This window comes from Bartonella refiksaydamii (assembly GCF_902652675.1).
Classification (GTDB): Bacteria; Pseudomonadota; Alphaproteobacteria; order Rhizobiales; family Rhizobiaceae; genus Bartonella; species Bartonella refiksaydamii.
Window position 1 is genome coordinate 65271 of record NZ_LR736293.1, and the last position, 19711, is coordinate 84981.

Below are 19711 nucleotides of genomic sequence, written 5' to 3' on the forward strand. Positions count from 1 at the left end.
GATGAATAATGTTGGGCTTTTGCGCCTTAAATTGTACTCGGTGTTTTATTTGTGGATGAAAAGTCTTACTGATATAGCTGTCATAAATCTGTTTAAAGATAAAAATGGAAGGTAAATAGATACTCTTTAAAGATCCAAGACTATGTGCATTCAGAGATGATCTAGCAGATCAACGTCTCGAAAAAAAATTACAGCTCAGCGCTTTGTTCAAGGTGAAAAAAGCGTGTTAATGCAGCTGTTGCTGGGTTTTTTGAAGAAAAAAATAAAAAAAGCGAAAGGCAAACAGAATGCTTATTAGGAGAAGAGCTTCTCATTTTTGAACAAGGGGTATACATGTCGTGGGGACAGTCACTCAAAGATGGTTATGTTGGTTATATTGATACAACAGTTCTTTGTACGTCGGCTGTCAAACAAACACATGTCGTTTCAGCACCACGCACTTTCCAATATTTGCAAGCTGACTTACGTGGACCAATGGAGTACCCCTTATCCATGGGGAGTAAAGTAAGTGTTGTTGATGAAATTGAAGTCCGTGATACACGGTATTCTATACTTGAAAATGGAAAAGCAATCATTTCCCATCATCTTAATCCCATCGGGCACGTATACAAAGATTATGTTACTGTTGCCGAAACTTTGCTACTCACACCTTACCTTTTGGGTGGTGTCAGTGGTTTCGGAATTGATTGCTCAGGGCTGGTTCAACTTTCCATGATAATGACTGGACAAATGGTTTTACGCGATACTGACATGCAACAGAAAACTATAGGAAAACAACTTACAGACAGTGATAAACTTCAACGAGGTGATTTGATTTTTTGGAAAGGCCATGTTGCCATTATGATCGATCATGAAAATATCATTCATGCAAGTGGCTTTTCTATGGACGTTATGGTCGAGCCATTGGAAGAAGCAATTACGCGTATTGCTAAAAAACATCAATATCCCGTAGAAAAACGTCGTCCAATACCAGAAACGTAATACACACCCTACTATGAACACAACTAATAAATACTTCTATGTTATGTTTTTCTACGGATTTAAGTTTCTAGCTTTAAAAGTAGTAATACGGATCGTGCCTTATTGTATGTCTTATATGAACGAAAGGCGCTTTCACACACTTATTTATACCGAAGGGAATTTATCGCTAGCCTTTTGTTAAAGTTCATATTCAACATTCATGTGTTTTTTGGATATTATGTTAGTTTATCAACGGACTAGCTGAGTGCTATTCGTAAAATTACCCCATGTTACATGTAATGTATTGATATTAAATAATAAATTTTAATTGTGCAACTTGAATAAGACAAAACTATGCAATGATAATGGATGCGTGCATTCATTTTGAAAGAAGATGGAGTCATAAAGGTAAAAAAAACTATTGTTAGAATTCTTCATTTCTTTTTTATTAGACTTCACAGCTTGCAAAAACATTTAGAGTTATATCTTTAAAGAATGAAAATTGCACAGCATCTTTACGTTTTTGTTGCTCGTGTTCTTGAATGAGATCACACCCTCACAAAGAACAGAATGCCGTTGTACAGCTAATTCATGCATTTGTTTTAAAGAAACATCTCTTGTTGCTTCTAAGCTTATTTCATGGCTTCATCAGCGAAGAGTGTGATGTGGAATCTATTAATTTTACTATCTCTACGCTTAACAAGGTAGGAGCGAGTGTCGTCATTTTATTTGCCAGCTTCTAATGTTTCCGGCTGCTCTTGCATTAAACAATTCATAAAAGGTGTTTTTATCTTTTTTTAAACGATCTTTATCCACACGCTCATCCTAGTTGTGACGCGCAGGCGGGCGGTTTTTATTGATTCAATATAAATAAGGGAGCTTGAAGCAGGAGAATCTTATTCAATGTATAAAACAATGAAGCAGTTTGGCACACAAAAAAGGAAATTTCCCACAAAACTTTTTCTTTAAAAATCCTCTCTATCATCAATGTCTTGTTTTTATGAACCTATTAAAGAAGAAAATTTTTTAATAGTTGAACCAATGGTTTATCAGCATCAGGCATAGGATATTTATTAAGATCATCAATAAAAACCCATTTTAAATTTTGCCCCTCTCGCCCTTGCGCAATACCCTCATAATGGTAACAAAGATACAACGGCATTAAGAGATGAAATGTTTTGTAGCTATGACTTGCAAATGTCAATGGTAACAAATTACTTGCCTGAACATGAACACCAAGCTCTTCTTCTAACTCACGAACCAATGATGCTTCTGGAGTTTCACCTTTCTCAATCTTTCCACCAGGAAATTCCCATAAACCAGCCAGTGACTTCCCTTGAGGACGTTCTGTAAGCAAGACACGCCTATCTTGATCTAACAACGCACATGCAACAACAAGAAGAAGTGAACTTTTCATACGCATATCACTTTCCAACAGGAGTAAAGACAACCATCTCTTCTTATAATACCCCCCTATTCTAAGACGAAAGAATTAAAATATTTCATCCTCTTGAAAAATATATAGATATGCGATGTCAAATTTATGGTATATTGGTTAGCTTCTGTAATCGCCATTGATCATAACGTACTCCTTCGTCAAATCGCAAGACCAAACTGTCGCCTTACCACTGCCTAAACCAATATCAACGCGAATTACTATATTTTTTCCTTGCATATAAGCGCCTATTATTCCTTCATTATATTTAGGATCACGTTCACCATTGAAAGCCAAACGATGTTCACCAAACCAAATCGTCAATAGATCACGATCGACTTCAACACCTGCCTTACCAATTGCCATAACCACTCGCCCCCAGTTAGCGTCCCCACCAGCAATTGCTGTTTTTACAAGTGGTGAGTTTGCAATTGATAGAGCAATAATCTTCGCAGCATTATCTGTTGTCGCACCAATCACATTAACTTCAATTAAATGACGAGCACCTTCACCATCACAAACAATTTGTAATGCAAGCTCATGCAAAAGCGCGCTCAAGTGCTTTAAAAATACCTCATAACGCGGATCGGATTTATGGGTAATGCAGGGAAAACTTTCTTTTCCTGTCGCAAACATCATGAGTGTATCTGATGTTGAGGTATCGCTATCGACAGTAATCGAATTGAAAGAACCCTGAACCGCTTCAGATAACATGGATTGAAGTATATCCGAAGAAATTTTTGCATCACTCACGACAAAAGAAAGCATTGTTGCCATATCTGGTGCAATCATACCCGCACCTTTTGCAATCCCATTAATGGTAACAGTCTTCCCCCCACAATCAAATCTGCGCATAGCAAGTTTTGGAAACGTATCGGTCGTCATAATGGCTTTTGCAGCCTCCAACCAATTCCCTTCTTCTGCTGTCTCCGCCATACTTGGCAAAAGATTCACAATACCCGATGCATCCATTGGCTCACCAATAACACCCGTAGAGGCTATAAAAATTTCATTTTCTTTAACCTTTAAAGCGCTCGCTGCTGCACACATAATTTCATTTGTTGTGCGCCTTCCTTTGCTTCCCGTAAAAGCATTTGCATTCCCAGAATTAACAACAACACCCCTCGCAACCCCGTGAGGAAGCGAAGCACGGCAATGTTCCACAGGAGCAGACGGGCATTTTGAACGCGTAAAAACACCCGCCACACTTGCTGGCTCATCGAATATGATGAAAAGAAGGTCTGTACGATCTTTATACTTAATCCCAGCTTCAGCTGTTGCTATCCGCACACCAGATAATGGCGGAAGCTCTTGAATATTTTGAGGAGACAAAGGAGATATTTTAAAAACCACTGTATACTTTCCATAAAAACAAATAAAATGAATAATTGTGGATAAATGACCTCTCCTAAACAACTGCTAGACTTTTTGAATAAAACTAATCTAATCATCCAGCAAAGATACTGTCCGCTTCTCCTTCCTCACTATTCCGTGTCTTCTTCATCAGATGTCTCATCCGAAAGCAGCGTCCCATTTTGATTAAGTGATTGCATGAGTTTTGTAACATTAGGGTCAGGGTATTTCACATCTATCTTGCTGCGCAAATCAACAATCAGTTTTTGGTAGCGCTCTTTTATCAGCTGTGTACGCAATACCTCTTTAACATCATCAAATACAGGAGGTTGTTTCAAACGGCGATCTTCCACCTTAATAACATGCCAACCAAAAGGGCTTTCAATGGGCTTTGTAGTGTATTCTCCAATTTTCAAGCCAAACGCAGCATCTTCGAAAGGCTTAACCATTTGACCATGACTAAAATAACCAAGATCTCCCCCAACAGCGGCGGAACCATCTGTTGAACTCTTTTTTGCAATCTCTTCAAAACTTTCTCCCTTATTTAAACGCTTAATGACAGCTTCTGCTTCTTTTTTTGTTTTAACCAAAATATGACGTGCTTTAACTTCATCTTCTTTGGGTAAAGCAGCAACTTCTTTATTGTAAAGAGCTTCTAAATCAGTATCAGAAATCTGGTCAACAATCGTCTGTTTAAAATAAAGTTGCTGCAAAACATTGTCACGCATAACTGCCATACGTTTATCATAAGCTTCAGTTTTATCGATACCATTGTTTTTTGCTGCTTTAGCAAGCGCCTGCATATCTAAGTAAGCTTTTAACACCATTATACGGCGTTGTTCATCAGTAAAGCGCCCTAAATTAGGATTTATTTCAAGCGCTAATTCATCTAATTGTCCTGCGGTAATATCCTTCCCATCAATAACTGCCATAACATGAGAGGGAGCAACTGTCTTTTCAGAGGCTTTCTCCAAAATCTTTAAATCATTCGACGGTGAATTCAAACTTTCTTGAGCTATCACCCCTGAACTTATGCTCGTCACTAAGGTTGATGCCAAAAACAGCGTGATAAAGTTGAACTTCATAAATATACTCCTTAAAAATGAAGGCAGGTTTAAGATTTTTATTTTCTTTGATCGCGACATTTTAATCTCTAACCATAAATAAATTAGTAATTTTATTTTAAAAAGAATAAATTTGTCCTTTTGTCTCAGTTTATTCTATCCTATCTAATGCTCATAGGAAACATGATAATATAGAAAAATGACGTATTATATCCTAAATTACTTTGTATTGTCTCAACCAAACAGCATTACCAAAGTTGACACGGTGCGCTTAGCCTCTTATCTCTACTTTACAATTAAAATAAAAAATTGCACACCAACAAATATAACGGTACCCTTTGCGTCCAGTTATGTTAAATGCCTTGGGAGTTGCAGGAGTATGGGGATAGCATATGGGTTACCCAACAGAGGTAACAACAATTAAGAGAAAGGGCTAGGGATGGTCGGTTTAGGTGTCTTTGCGCGTAAATTTTTTGGTTCAGCTCATGAGCGACGTCTCAAAATGCTTAGCCAAAAAGTTGTACAAATTAATGCTTTAGAAGAACAATTCGTGAAATTAAGCGATGCACAACTCTGCCAAAAAACTGATGCATTTCGTAATCGTCTCATGGAAGGTGAAACCGTTGATTTGCTTCTACCAGAAGCTTTTGCAACTGTTCGTGAAGCAGCAAAACGTGTTTATGATATGCGCCCTTTTGATGTACAGCTTATTGGTGGAATGGTTCTTCATGACTGCGGTATTGCTGAAATGCGCACCGGTGAAGGTAAAACATTAATGGCAACTCTGCCAATTTATCTCAATGCATTAGAAGGAAAAGGCGTTCACGTCGTTACGGTAAACGATTATCTTGCTAGTCGTGATGCTGAAACAATGGGAAAAATCTTCAGTTTTTTGGGGTTAACAACCGGTGTGATTCTGCATGATCTTGATAATGATGCACGCCGAGCAGCCTATGCATGTGACATCACCTATGCAACAAATAATGAATTGGGCTTCGATTATCTGCGTGATAATATGGCTTTTGATCGTAGTCAAATGGTCCAGCGTGGGCATCATTACGCAATTGTTGACGAAGTTGATTCGATCCTCATTGATGAAGCACGAACTCCCCTTATTATTTCTGGTCCTCTAGAAGATCGTACCGACTTCTATAACCTTATTGATACATTTATTCCTGCCTTAACACCAGAAGATTATGAAATAGACGAAAAACAAAAAACAACAACTTTTACCGAAGTTGGTACTGAAAAAATCGAACAAATGCTCGAACAAGCTGGGCATCTTAAAGGTGAAAGTCTTTACGACATAGAAAATGTTGCTATCGTCCATCATATCAATAACGCCCTAAAAGCCCATAAGCTGTTTGTCCGTGATAAGGATTACATTGTTCGCAATGATGAAATTGTTATCATTGACGAATTTACAGGTCGTATGATGCCAGGACGGCGTTATTCTGAAGGGCTCCATCAAGCCTTAGAAGCTAAAGAGCATGTTGCTATTCAACCAGAAAATCAGACCCTTGCTTCCATCACTTTCCAAAATTATTTTCGTATGTATAGAAAGTTGTCTGGGATGACTGGAACTGCCGCAACAGAAGCCGAAGAGTTCCGTAATATTTATGGTCTTGAAGTTGTAGAAGTTCCTACAAACTTACCAGTACAGCGTTGTGATGAAGATGATGAAATCTATCGAACAGCAGAAGAGAAATATCGTGCTATTGTACATGATATTCGTCAAGCACATGAAAAAGGGCAGCCTATTCTTGTTGGAACAACTTCTATTGAAAAATCAGAACAATTAGCAGAACGTTTGCGCAAAGAAGGCATTAGTGATTTTAGAGTCTTAAATGCCCGCTATCATGAGCAAGAAGCCTACATTATTGCACAAGCAGGGGTTCCTAGAGCTTTAACCATCGCAACCAATATGGCTGGTCGCGGTACTGATATACAGCTTGGTGGTAATGTTGAAATGCGTATCCGGCAAGAATTACAAGATATGCCTGATGGAGCAGAGCGGACAGCTAAAGTTGAAGAAATTAAAAAAGATGTTCAACAACTCAAAGAAAAGGCATTAGCTGCTGGTGGTCTTTACGTCATCGCTACTGAACGTCATGAGAGCCGTCGTATTGATAACCAGCTGCGTGGACGTTCTGGTCGTCAAGGTGATCCTGGCCGTTCCAAATTTTTTCTTTCTCTTCAAGATGATCTCATGCGTATCTTCGGCTCCAATCGTATGGATGGCATGTTGCAAAAGCTTGGATTGAAGGAAGATGAAGCTATTATACATCCATGGATTAATAAAGCCCTAGAGAAAGCGCAAAAAAAAGTTGAAGCACGAAATTTTGAAATTCGTAAAAATTTGTTAAAATATGACGATGTCATGAATGACCAACGCAAAGTTATTTTTGAACAGCGTATGGAAGTTATGAATGCAGACGATTTAACAGACATGATCCTTGAAATGCGCAATGAAGTAGTCGAAGATCTCGTAGATGCCTATATCCCATCTGGAACATATTCTGAGAAATGGAATGTGAAAGCACTACAAGAGGAAATTCATCAACTCTTCAATCTTGAGCTTCCAATAGAAGAATGGGCAAAAGAAGATGGAATTGCTGAAGAACAAATTTTAGAACGCATATCAGATGCTGTTACCAAACTTGAAAATGAACGTACTGAACGCTACTCTCCAGAAGTTATGGCTTATTTTCATAAAGCTATATTACTTGAAACCATTGATATGTTATGGCGTGAACATCTGGTAAGTTTAGACCATTTGCGTTCTGTCGTTGGTTTTCGTGGTTATGCACAACGGGATCCCCTCAACGAATATAAAACAGAGTCGTTTGAACTTTTTCAGAACATGCTTAGAAATTTACGCAGAATCGTTACTTCTAAACTTATGCGTTTCGAAATCGTTCAGCAATCCACAGAACCTCTCAACCTCGAGCAAACAGATGCTGGTAACTCCGCTCCAAATGATCAAGGTGAAGAAAATGCTCCAATCTTGTGGGCACAAACACAAGAAAATAGAATTGTTAACCCAAAAGACCGTGACCCAAAAGATGTGACCACTTGGGGAAAGGTTGGACGTAATGAGCGTTGTCCTTGTGGTTCAGAGAAAAAATACAAACATTGTCATGGCGCCTTTGTTTGAAAAACAAATAATTAAGAAGATGAATAAAAAGCGAAACTATGAGCAGGAATTACGCACTGCAGGTTTAAGGGTAACACGTCAAAGACGCATTATTCTTGATATTTTGGCCGACACAAATGACCATCCAAATGCGTTTGAGATTTTTCAGCGCGCTCACAAAATAGATTCTAGCGTTTCGCTTTCAACCGTTTATAGAACTATGAAAATATTAGAAGAAAACGGGACAATTCATCGCCATACTTTTAGTGGTGGGCCATCTCGTTTTGAGCAGGCAGATGGGCAACATCATGATCATCTCATTGATATGGAAACAGGGCAAGTTATTGAATTTCATTCTGATATCATTGAAAAACTGCAAGAGGAAATTGCTAAATCTCTTGGCTATGATATCATTCACCATCGCCTTGAACTTTATGGGAAAAAACGCAATTTTTAAAGTGACGGTTTCGCACATATAATCAAAAAACCTTCCATGCAAACCCAATTTTGCACAAGTTCCCCTTAAGAACCTACAGTTTTCATTGGCAAGAAAGCTTTTCTGCTTTATTACTCCTTTTTATATGATGCTATAAAGTACTCAATCATCAATATTACAATAAAATTATTATAACAAATTAGGCCAATATTATCATGGTTTCTTTGCCACAAGATCGTATGAGACAGCTTGAAAAGCGCTTTGAAATAATTGAAAGCCAAATGGCTAAAAACCCAAATGCTGAAACTTATGTAAAATTAGCTTCTGAATATGCAGAATTACAGCCAATCGTTACCTCGATACGAACGTTAAATGCTCTCCACACGGAAATAACAGAACTCGAAACTATTATCAGTGATAAACTAACAGATACAGAGATGCGCAACCTTGCCCAAGAAGAGCTACCATTATTATATCAGAAAATGGAACAACTTGAGCAAGAACTTCAAATTCTTCTTTTGCCTAAAGATGTTGCTGATGAAAAAAGTGCCATTGTTGAAATTCGAGCAGGAACAGGGGGATCAGAAGCAGCACTTTTTGCCGGTGATCTTTTTCGCATGTATGAACGTTATGCCGCTTCTCATAACTGGAAAGTTGAAGTCGTTTCGCTTAATGAGGGAGAAGTTGGTGGATATAAAGAAATTATTGCAACCATTTCGGGCAAAGGTGTCTTTTCTAAACTGAAATTTGAATCAGGCGTTCATCGTGTACAACGCATCCCTGAAACAGAAACAGGTGGACGTATCCATACATCTGCAGCTACCGTTGCAGTGCTTCCTGAAGCTGAAGAAATTGATATTGAAATTCGTCCAGAAGATATTCGTATTGATACGATGCGTGCCTCTGGAGCAGGAGGACAGCATGTCAATACAACTGATTCCGCTGTTCGTATTACGCATATTCCAACGGGAATTATGGTTGTACAAGCAGAAAAATCCCAGCACCAAAACCGAGCACGGGCACTTCAAATTCTACGAGCGCGCCTATTCGATATCAAACGACAGAAAGCGGAAAGTGAACGTTCAGCTTCCCGTAAAAACCAAGTCGGTTCTGGTGATCGCTCAGAACGTATTCGTACTTATAATTTTCCGCAAGGACGTATTACGGATCATCGTATTAATCTCACTCTATATAAGCTTGACCGCGTATTAGAAGGAGATCTTGATGAAATTATTCATGCACTCATATCCGACCATCAGACAGCTCTCCTTATGGAAATGGACAATCATGGATGAACAAGCATTCTCTCAACAATACCATCCCAAAAACTCAAAAAAAATTACGCAGCCAAGGAGTTTCTGAAGCCAATCTTGATGCAAAAATACTCGTCGAATGGATAACAGGTACAAACACATCTGATAGAATTCTCCAACCAGATCTGTGCTTGTCTTTTGAGCAAAGGACACAATTAAAAAACGCTATACGACGACGTATTGCTGGAGAACCAGTTTACCGTATTATCGGAAAACGAGAATTTTATGGCATATCCTTCGCATTATCTCACGATACATTTGAACCACGTCCCGACACAGAAACACTGGTAGATCTTGTTTTACCTCTCCTCAAAAAACAGGGTGAAAAATCAGGAAAAACAACATTGCTTGATATGGGAACAGGAAGTGGCGCTATTGCCATTGCGATTCTCAAGCAAATTCCCCAATCTTATGCCATGGCTGTCGATATTTCTGAAGATGCTCTTAAAACCGCCACAAAAAATGCAAAGAATGCGGATGTTATACACCGTTTTACACCTCTTCTTAGCGATTGGTTTGATTCTGTTATAGGTCAATTTGATCTTATTATTTCCAATCCACCCTATATTCCGGAGACAGATATCAAAAACCTTGCAAAAGAAGTACGTCTGCATGATCCACTGCGCGCACTGATCGGTGGAAAAGATGGCCTTGATTTTTATCGAAAGCTCGCTCGTAAAGCAAAAAAACACTTAAAAAACAACGGTTATATTGCTGTTGAAATCGGCCATTCTCAAGAAAAAGAAGTCTGCGACTTATTTGAAAAGAATGACTTCCAATGTCTAGAAATGCGCAAAGACTTAAGCGGTATACCTCGTGCACTCCTTTTTATATGCAATCATTAAAATTCCCAATCATCATCTGTGGTAGCAACCGCCTTACCAATAACATAAGAAGAACCAGACCCTGAAAAGAAGTCATGATTTTCATCTGCGCTTGGTGACAAAGCTGCTAAAATAGCAGGATTAACACGACAAACCTCAGGAGGAAAAAGAGCTTCAAAACCCAGATTCATTAAGGCCTTGTTTGCATTATAATGAAGAAAAACTTTAACATCTTCTGTCAATCCAAGTGCATCATAAAGATCTTCAGTGTATTTGCACTCAATATTATAAAGGTCGAAGAGTAAGTTAAAAGCAAAATCTTTAATTTCCTGCTTTTGAACGTCATCAAGTTTTGCAAACCCCAATTGAAATTTATAGCCTATATAATAACCATGTACAGCCTCATCACGGATAATAAGCCTAATAAGATCAGCTGTATTAGTCAATTTAGCGCGGCTGGCCCAGTACATAGGCAAATAAAAACCAGAATAAAATAAAAAGCTTTCCAACAGAGTTGAAGCAATTTTTTTCTTTAGCGGATTATTCGCTTCATAACGCTCAAGCACTAATCTAGCCTTTTTTTGCAAATGATTATTTTCTTCTGACCACCTAAACGCATCATCAACTTCTACCGTCGAACATAAAGTTGAAAAAATAGAGGAATAAGATCGTGCATGAACCGCTTCCATGAACGCAATATTCGTCAATACTGCCTCCTCGTGCTCTGTTATTGCATCAGCCATCAGTGAAATGGCTCCTACGGTATTTTGAATCGTATCTAAGAGAGTTAATCCAGTAAAAACACGAATCGTCAACTTGCGTTCTTCCTCTGTCAAACTTGACCACGAAGGAATATCATTAGAAAGAGGAACTTTTTCAGGTAACCAAAAATTTCCAGTTAAACGATTCCATACTTCAAGATCTTTCTCATCATGCAATCTATTCCAATTAACAGCACACACAACAGGATTTTTGGTTGTAATCTTTGTCATATGATTATCTCCTATAGACTGCACGAAACACAGCCATCCACCTCTGTTCCACTCAACGCTACTTGCCGCAACCGTATATAATAAATACTCTTTATACCTTTTTTCCAAGCATAAATTTGTGCGCGATTAATATCACGCGTGGTAGCAGTATCAGGAAAAAACAACGTTAATGAAAGACCTTGATCAACATGCTGCGTGGCAGCAGCATAGGTATCAATAATTTTTTCAGGACCAATTTCATAAGCATCCTGGTAGAAATTTAAATTTGTATTATCCATGTAAGGAGCAGGGTAATAAACACGCCCAATCTTTCCCTCTTTGCGAATCTCAATTTTTGAAGCAATCGGATGAATAGAAGATGTTGCATGATTAATGTAGGAAATAGACCCTGTAGGAGGAACAGCCTGCAGATTGCGATTATAAAGTCCGTATTCAATGACTAAATTCTTGAGTTCCTGCCAATCCTTTTGGTCTGGTATAGCGATATTATTTCGTGCAAAAAGCTCCCGTACAAGCGCAAATTGCGGCTTCCATTCTTTCTCAATATATTTTGCAAAAAAACGACCATCTGCATAAGCTGATTTCTCAAACCCTGCAAACATTTCCTGACGTTCGCGTGCAATTAAATTGGAAGCACGTATGGTATGGTATACAACAATATAAAAATAAATATTGGTGAAATCTATCGCTTCTGGAGATCCATAATAGATCCGCTCCCGCGCTAAGAATCCATGCAAATTCATTTGTCCCAAACCAATTGCATGACTTTCGGCATTACCCTTCGCAATGGAAGGAACACAAGCAATATCACTCATATCAGAAACTGCAGTAAGAGCACGAACAGCAGCTTCCACCGTCTGCCCAAAATTACTGCTTTCCATCGCTTTTGCAATATTCATTGAACCAAGATTACAGGATATATCGCTACCAACAGTGCGATAAGTTAAATCCGTTTCCAGTTCACTTGCCTCATTCACCTGCAATATTTCTGAACATAAATTGCTCATACTTATACGCCCTGCTATCGGGTTAGCTCGGTTGGCAGTGTCCTCAAACAAAATATAGGGATAACCTGATTCAAATTGGATTTCTGCTAATGTCTGAAAAAAAACGCGTGCACTTATTTTCTTCTTACGAATCTTTGCATTATCAACAAAAGAGCGATAATGATCCGTCACAGAAATATCGCTAAAAGGTTTACCTGTAACGCGCTCAATATCATAAGGTGAAAATAGATACATATCCTCATTATTACGTGCAAGCTCAAAAGTAATGTCAGGAATAACCACACCAAGCGAAAGCGTTTTAATTCTGACTTTTTCATCAGCATTCTCGCGCTTTGTATCCAAAAACTTCATAATATCTAAATGATGTGCATGTAAATAAACAGCACCAGCCCCTTGCCGTGCACCAAGTTGATTGGCATAAGAAAAGGAATCTTCCAAAAGTTTCATGACGGGCAATACACCTGAAGATTGATTTTCTATTTGCTTAATTGGTGCCCCTGCTTCCCGCAAATTTGTCAAACAAAGCGCCACGCCCCCACCGCGTTTCGAAAGTTGTAAAGCTGAATTAACCGAACGACCTATTGATTCCATATTGTCTTCAACACGTAACAAAAAACATGATACTAATTCGCCACGTTGCTTTTTCCCCGCATTCAAGAATGTCGGCGTTGCGGGTTGAAACCGGCCTGTAATAATTTCATCCACAAAAATTTCAGCAAGTGCTTTATCTCCTTGTGCTAAATATAAAGCAACAAGACAAACACGATCCTCATAACGCTCAAGATAGCGCTTTCCATCAAAAGTTTTTAATGTATAGCTCGTATAGTACTTAAATGCGCCCAAAAAAGTGGGAAAGCGAAACTTAAATGCGTAAGCGCGTTTAAAAAGTTTTTTGATAAAAGAAAAATCATAAAGCTCAAACAAAGCCTTTTCATAATAACCTTCTTCTATCAAATAATCTATTTTTTCCTTAAGATTATGAAAAAAAACCGTGTTTTGATTAACATGTTGGAGAAAATACTGTCGTGCCGCAAGCCGATCCATATCAAATTGGATATGTCCATTTTCATCATAAAGATTAAGCATTGCATTCAGCGCATGATAATCCATGATCTGACCTGACTTCTGTGATTGTTCTATACCGATTGTTTCCAAAATCTTTCCAATCCCTTCTTCACACAAATAATATCTTCGTCAGTTCCACGTAACTCAAAACGATACAGACAAGGCACAAAACATTTTTCAGCAATAATTTTACTCGCTAAATTATAATAGCGACCAAAATTACGATTCCCACCACCAATGACACCACGAATAAATTTGCGGTTCTCTATCTCATTGAGGAAACGAACAACCGCTTTCGGCACAGCACCTCGCCCTTCACCATCTGCATATGTAGGAACAGCTAATACATAAGGCTCATCAATTAACACAGATAGAGGGGTTTTATCAATCTTGAGGATTCGTTGATCAAGTTGAGAGACAAAATGTTCAGTATTACCCGTTGCACTCGAATAATAAACAATAAGACCCATTAAACACAAAGACCACTAATCATATCCGGTCTAAAACCAGACCAATGATTTTCACCACAAACGACGACAGGAACCTGACGATAGCCCAGAGATTGAACAAAACTGTATGCTTGTTCATCACGGGAAATGTCCACAACACGATAATTAATGCCCTTAGCATCAAAGGCGCGACGCGTAGCATCACATTGAACACAAGATGGTTTGCTATAAATAGTGATTGGCATTTTCTCCAACTTTCATAATTAAAAAAAAATCATCCCTCAAAGAGTTAATTATAACAACTCTAAGATACTCAAAAATAACAAAAAACAGTAATCGTACGCAAATACGTGTAGCTAAACGTTCGTTCAAATAACACGAAGCTTCCTAGATGCAACGGCCTCATCAAATAACTGAAAAGTTAAGACAGAAATAAAAGATTATCCCATAACTTAAATGACAAAGCCCCTCAGCTATAAAACAATCCTTTGCTCGCATTACAATGCCCTCCTACTGTCTAAAAAACTATCCCCTCTAACGCTTTCAATAGCCGTTCCCCAATACTTTAGTTTTGCTTTCATACAAAAACCAACTCACAAAAACGAAAGGGAATCCCCCCGATAGAGGCATCCCAGTAGAAGAAATACTACTCTACTCTTGGTCAATAAACTCTTCGCGATTACATTATGGAAATAATTCAGACACCAAAAGAAACACACTATACCCTCACTTGTGCTTATTTAGAATCACCAATCATTCTGATACTATATATAGTATACACCCCCTCTCTTTCGTCAAGGAAAATTCAAACATTATTTTGAATTTTCCACGATCTTCCCACCGAAATGCTTAGCTCCCAAAACATATGTAATAATATAACATTTTGTTGACAAATGTTATATTATTACATATGTTACTGCGGTAAATAAGCAAAGGTAGTATAGATTATGGGGCTGCATTTTGATGATGCAACATTAGGCTATGTAAATAGAATAGCTATAAAGAATTTTTCAGCAAAATTAAAAGCTGGTTCGTTAGTTGCAATAACAGGTGATAATGGTGCTGGAAAATCTACACTGCTGAAAACTATCGCCGGTTTGATTAAACCTATCAGGGGTAAAATTACAAAACCAAAGAAAAGTCGAATTGCTTATCTCGCTCAGCAATGTGATATAGATCAAACATTTCCAATTGATGTAGAAGCACTTATAAAAACGGGACTATGGTCTTTTTGTGGATTGTGGAAAAACCAGCGCCCTTATTATTCTAAAATTCAGAATGCACTTGAAATGGTTGGGCTCACGACACTCGCCACCCGTTCACTTGACACATTATCAAGTGGCCAATTACAACGTGCACTTTTTGCACGTATTATTGTACAAGATGCCGATATTATTTTGCTTGATGAACCTTTCAATGGTATAGATTGCAATACTCAAAAAGATCTTCTTGCGTTGATAGCCCACTGGCAACAACAAGGACGAACAGTTCTTACTGCACTCCATAATCCACTCATTGTACAAGAATATTTTCCTCATATGATTCATATTAATAAACAAAACGCCTTTTATGGAGAAACGACACAGTTTTTCCATGACAATATTCATCACTTTATATCACCCATCACATCTAACTCTTTTCATATCAGCGTACTAAAACAGTATCTTCCCCTCAATGATTCTCACTCTATTAGGCTATAATACGTGTACGCATTTTTTCTTGCCCCCTTCGTTGATTTCCATTTTATGCAAAGCGCCCTTATCGGTTCGATTCTCCTGTCCATCAGTGCTTGTCCTATTGGTGTATTTTTGATGCTACGCGGGATGAGTTTAACAGGAGATGCTATATCTCACGCCATTCTTCCTGGTGTTGCTGCTGCTTTTCTGTTTTGTGGTTTTTCTCTCATATCTATGACATTTGGTGGCATCTTAGCTGGCATCGTTGTTGCTTTAGCAACCGCCTTGATTTCACGAAATAGCTTTCAGAAAGAAGATGCATCAATGACAGTCTTTTATCTCATTGCACTTGCAACAGGTGTCATCATTGTTTCACTTAAAAATTCAACGATTGATCTGCTTCATCTCTTATTTGGCTCGGTACTTGCACTTGATACACAGTCCCTTTTACTGATCACGACTATAACGTTAATAACAGTGTGCAGTCTCTGCACTTTCTGGCGTGCACTCGTAGTAGAAAGCTTTGATCCCCTTTTTTTTAAATCTCTCTCTCCATTGAGTAAATATGTTCATGTATCATTGCTTGGACTTGTTGTGCTGAATCTGGTTGGCGGTTTTCAATCACTAGGAACGTTACTTTCTGTCGGCATTATGATGATTCCAGCTATTACAGCCCGTTTTTGGCTTTCACGTCTGGGACCTATCTGCATACTTTCCACCCTTTTGGGAATCATTTCTAGTATATGTGGCCTATTGCTTTCTTTTCATCTATCACTTCCCTCTGGCCCTGCTATCATCATTGCCGCAGGATTTATTTATCTTTTTTCCTGCTTCATAAGTCCACGCGGCTTCATTGTAGCATGGTTTCCCCAACTTTTTTATACGTTCCTCCCCACCTTAAGGAAATAACTGTGCTTAAACTCATTCAACAATTTGTTCTGCTTGGCGCTCTCTACTTGCTTGCCCTTTTTCCATTTTCTGCTGCTGCACATAATAAGATTAAAGTTGTCGCGAGCTTTTCTATTCTTGCAGATTTAGTAAAAAATGTAGGAGGTGACAATATTTCTATGACTACCTTGGTCGGTCCTAATGCGAATACTCACACTTATGAACCTACCCCCAATAATGCCCAAGCTCTGAGAAATGCTCATATTATTTTCATCAACGGGCTTCATTTAGAAGGCTTCATTGACCGCCTCATCACAGCAAGCGGGACAAAAGCACTTCTTGTTGAAGTTAGTGCCAACATTCCCTTCCTCGAAATTAAAAATAAAGAACATAGTGCCCAACATCAGCACAACAGTGGTATTGATCCACATGCTTGGCAAACTATCCCTAATGTCGAAATTTATATTAAAAATATCACCACTGCCTTCTGTAAAATTGATCAACAATCCTGTGTAAACTATAGAAAAAATTCCGAAGCCTATATTCAAAAGCTTAAAGCAGCACAAAAAAAACTTAAATCAAAGATTGCGACCATTCCCAAAGATAAACGTATTATTATCACATCTCATGACGCCTTTGGTTATTTTGCCCAAGAATATGGTTTTACCATACTTGCCCCTCAAAGTGCTTCAACAGAAGCTGAAGCGACTGCAGCAGATGTCGCCAAACTTATCAAACAAATTAAAATGCATAAAGCAGCTGCGCTGTTCGTTGAAAACATCTCTAACCCTCGTCTCATAAAACAGATCTCAAAAGAAACAGGTTTAAAAATCGGTGGAACACTGTATTCCGATGCATTGTCGGACGAAAATGGACCTGCTGCAACTTATCTCGATATGATGGCACATAATGTTGAAACTATTATCGATGCAACGACAAAACACTAAGATAAATCAACAAAATCTACCATCAAGCTACAAAACGCTTTACCTATTACTTTAAAAAATATCATTCTCAAGATTACCAATAAATCTTTCGCATACAAAAACTACATTGATACTTGAACTTACTTTCTCTCTTTCTCATTTTTCAAATTTTCTAAATGCATATGCGTTCTTGAAAATGTGTTACAATGCTAAATAAAACAAGATCATTTTGGTTATAGATCAAGGATACTGCTAAACACACCGAAATATCTCGTTCACTAAGAAACAAAGTTCGTCAGGCATCTCCTAAATAATAAAACACAAGCCAAAACATGATTTGTAAGAGCACCAAAAAGTTTAAGAGAGAAATAGCGTCTGAATAAATTAAAAAAATCCGCTTTAGTAAGCATTATCATAATTGGAATGCAAGCAGTGGCCTCAAAATTATCACCTCCCAATTATTACGACAAATAATACAAAAACCAAAAACTCTCTTAAAAAAATAAATTTGAATACCGCGATAACCATAACTGAATGACATTTACTGTTTGTATCCCTGATATTCTTTTCTACTTTATTCATTTAAACCATTTCAGTTTTTTATCAGCTGTTTAAAAGGTAATCCCGTTAACATGCTATAACTCTCAAAAAGGAAAAACAGATAAGTCTAAACAAATTTGTTTGACCTTTTGGTGGTTCCTGTTTAAATGGACCAACATTTTATAAATTAAAACTGTCATGGCATGTACATATATAACACCATAAATCTAAAGGGAACCTGTATTCTATCACTTCAAAAAGGGGGAACCATGATTCGTTTTTATCTTTTTATAATGACATTTATCGTTGCTATCAGCGTAACAACAGCGGGTTTTGCGCAAACAAAAATTAGCTTTTGGCATTCCATGAGCGGCGAGCTAGGAAAACAGACTGAACACCTCATTAACGATTTTAATGCGAGTCAGTCTGATTACAAAATTATTCCTTCATTTCGTGGTGAATATGAGGAAGGTATGATCTCACTCATTTCAGCATTTCGTGGAAAGAAACAACCGGTTCTTGCCCAAATCTATGAAATTGGCACTGGAACTATGATGGCTGCAAAAGGTGCTGTTTATCCCATTTATCAACTTATGGCTGATACAAAACAAGAACTCGATTTTGCTGATTATTTACCTGCTATCAGTGGTTATTACTCTGATGTTCAGGGACGAATGCTTTCTATGCCATTCAACGCTTCAACACCGATCCTTTATTATAATAAGGATATATTCAAAAAAGCAGGGCTTGATCCAGAACAGCCACCTAGAACATGGCAAGATATTGAAAAATTCTCCAAAAAAATTCTTGAAACTAAAGCGGCAAGTTGTGGTTTTACAATGGCTTATGCAGCTCAATGGATTGGCATAGAAAATTTTTCAGCATTGCACAATGTTCCTTTTGGAACAAAAGAAAATGGTTTTGGTGGACTTGATACAGAACTCACGTTTAATGGGCCTATGCAAGTACGTATGTGGACTGATCTTAAAAAATGGTCTGATCAAGGTATTTTCCGCTATGGCGGTCCTTCCGGTGCATTAGATGCAACACCGATGTTTATGTCACAAAATTGCGCAATCTTTATGCAATCTTCAGGAGCGCGTGCAGGTATCGTTTCTGAAGCGCAATTTAATGTTGGATTTGGTATGCTGCCCTATTATGATGATATAAATGCAGCACCACAGAATTCAATTATTGGTGGAGCTTCTATTTGGGCTTTAAGAGGTCATACGTCCAGAGAATATGCAGGTGCAGCAGCTTTTCTTAAATTTCTTTCGCAAGCCGATAATCAAGCTAGGTGGCATCAGACAACAGGTTATCTGCCAACTACAAAAGCTGCTTACGAACTGAGCAAAGAACAACATTATTACGAGAAAAATGTTGGCGCTGATATTGCCATTAAACAGATTACTCTTAACACGCCAACTGTTAACTCAAAGGGTGTAAGATTTGGTAATTTACCGCAAATTCGTTCTATTCTTGATCAGGAATTAGAAGCTGTTCTTAGTGGCTCAAAAACACCTCAAAATGGTTTAGATGCAACAGTTGAACGCGGCAATAAACTCTTACGTGAATTTGAAAAAGCCAATCATTGAAGATCAAAAATTTAACCAAATAGTTAAGTTTCTTCAGTTCTTTTTGTTCATC

Annotated in this window: 15 protein-coding genes and 1 pseudogene; 9 read left to right on the forward strand and 7 right to left on the reverse strand. The window is 38.0% G+C overall.

Annotation, left to right across the window (positions count from 1 at the left end; all coding sequences use genetic code 11):
* Positions 1–119: 119 nt before the first annotated feature.
* Positions 120–981, forward strand: a pseudogene (locus GQO39_RS03300) (C40 family peptidase).
* A gap of 988 nt (positions 982–1969) precedes the next feature.
* Here the strand turns inward: GQO39_RS03300 and mutT are convergent.
* From mutT to GQO39_RS03315, 3 genes are all read right to left on the reverse strand, one after another.
* The gene (gene mutT, locus GQO39_RS03305) at positions 1970–2383 is read right to left on the reverse strand and encodes an 8-oxo-dGTP diphosphatase MutT (protein ID WP_156850934.1); all 414 of its coding nucleotides are present in this window, start codon (positions 2381–2383) and stop codon (positions 1970–1972) included.
* A gap of 132 nt (positions 2384–2515) precedes the next feature.
* Positions 2516–3748 (reverse strand): bifunctional glutamate N-acetyltransferase/amino-acid acetyltransferase ArgJ, encoded by a 1233-nt coding sequence (argJ, locus tag GQO39_RS03310; protein ID WP_156850935.1) that lies wholly within the window; start codon positions 3746–3748, stop codon positions 2516–2518.
* Between the two features lie 131 nt (positions 3749–3879).
* Positions 3880–4833, reverse strand: a complete 954-nt coding sequence (locus GQO39_RS03315; RefSeq protein ID WP_156850936.1) for a peptidylprolyl isomerase — start codon at positions 4831–4833, stop codon at positions 3880–3882.
* 418 nt (positions 4834–5251) lie between these two features.
* On the opposite strand from GQO39_RS03315, the gene secA reads away from it, so the two are divergent.
* The 4 genes from secA (at position 5252) to prmC (ending at position 10542) form a co-directional block, all read left to right on the forward strand.
* The gene (gene secA, locus GQO39_RS03320; RefSeq protein ID WP_156850937.1) at positions 5252–7969 is read left to right on the forward strand and encodes a preprotein translocase subunit SecA; all 2718 of its coding nucleotides are present in this window, start codon (positions 5252–5254) and stop codon (positions 7967–7969) included.
* A complete protein-coding gene (locus GQO39_RS03325; RefSeq protein WP_007551871.1) occupies positions 7908–8405 on the forward strand; it encodes a Fur family transcriptional regulator in 498 nt (165 codons plus the stop codon). Before secA ends, GQO39_RS03325 begins: the two co-directional genes overlap by 62 nt.
* Positions 8406–8599: 194 nt before the next feature.
* Entirely contained in the window at positions 8600–9679 is a 1080-nt protein-coding gene (gene prfA, locus GQO39_RS03330) for a peptide chain release factor 1 (RefSeq protein WP_007551872.1), read from the forward strand.
* The gene (gene prmC, locus GQO39_RS03335) at positions 9676–10542 is read left to right on the forward strand and encodes a peptide chain release factor N(5)-glutamine methyltransferase (RefSeq protein WP_156850938.1); all 867 of its coding nucleotides are present in this window, start codon (positions 9676–9678) and stop codon (positions 10540–10542) included. Before prfA ends, prmC begins: the two co-directional genes overlap by 4 nt.
* Here prmC and nrdF read toward each other — a convergent pair.
* The 4 genes from nrdF to nrdH are packed head-to-tail and all read right to left on the reverse strand — an operon-like array spanning position 10539 to position 14279.
* The gene (gene nrdF, locus GQO39_RS03340; protein ID WP_007551875.1) at positions 10539–11513 is read right to left on the reverse strand and encodes a class 1b ribonucleoside-diphosphate reductase subunit beta; all 975 of its coding nucleotides are present in this window, start codon (positions 11511–11513) and stop codon (positions 10539–10541) included. The genes prmC and nrdF overlap by 4 nt on opposite strands.
* An 11-nt stretch (positions 11514–11524) precedes the next feature.
* Positions 11525–13675 carry a class 1b ribonucleoside-diphosphate reductase subunit alpha gene (nrdE, locus tag GQO39_RS03345; protein WP_156850939.1) on the reverse strand — a complete coding sequence of 717 codons (2151 nt, stop codon included), beginning with the start codon at positions 13673–13675 and terminating at the stop codon, positions 11525–11527.
* Positions 13657–14055, reverse strand: coding sequence for a class Ib ribonucleoside-diphosphate reductase assembly flavoprotein NrdI (gene nrdI / locus GQO39_RS03350; protein WP_007551877.1), 399 nt, complete (start codon positions 14053–14055; stop codon positions 13657–13659). Before nrdI ends, nrdE begins: the two co-directional genes overlap by 19 nt.
* Positions 14055–14279, reverse strand: coding sequence for a glutaredoxin-like protein NrdH (gene nrdH / locus GQO39_RS03355; protein ID WP_007551878.1), 225 nt, complete (start codon positions 14277–14279; stop codon positions 14055–14057). The genes nrdI and nrdH overlap by 1 nt, the downstream gene beginning before the upstream one ends.
* 702 nt (positions 14280–14981) lie before the next feature.
* Between nrdH and GQO39_RS03360 the strand changes: the two genes are divergently transcribed.
* From GQO39_RS03360 to ugpB, 4 genes are all read left to right on the forward strand, one after another.
* Positions 14982–15734 carry an ABC transporter ATP-binding protein gene (locus GQO39_RS03360; RefSeq protein ID WP_156850940.1) on the forward strand — a complete coding sequence of 251 codons (753 nt, stop codon included), beginning with the start codon at positions 14982–14984 and terminating at the stop codon, positions 15732–15734.
* Between the two features lie 3 nt (positions 15735–15737).
* The gene (locus GQO39_RS03365) at positions 15738–16619 is read left to right on the forward strand and encodes a metal ABC transporter permease (RefSeq protein WP_156850941.1); all 882 of its coding nucleotides are present in this window, start codon (positions 15738–15740) and stop codon (positions 16617–16619) included.
* Between the two features lie 2 nt (positions 16620–16621).
* The gene (locus GQO39_RS03370; protein WP_156850942.1) at positions 16622–17545 is read left to right on the forward strand and encodes a metal ABC transporter solute-binding protein, Zn/Mn family; all 924 of its coding nucleotides are present in this window, start codon (positions 16622–16624) and stop codon (positions 17543–17545) included.
* 788 nt (positions 17546–18333) lie between these two features.
* Entirely contained in the window at positions 18334–19659 is a 1326-nt protein-coding gene (gene ugpB / locus GQO39_RS03375; RefSeq protein WP_156850943.1) for a sn-glycerol-3-phosphate ABC transporter substrate-binding protein UgpB, read from the forward strand.
* The last annotated feature ends 52 nt before the right edge of the window (positions 19660–19711 follow it).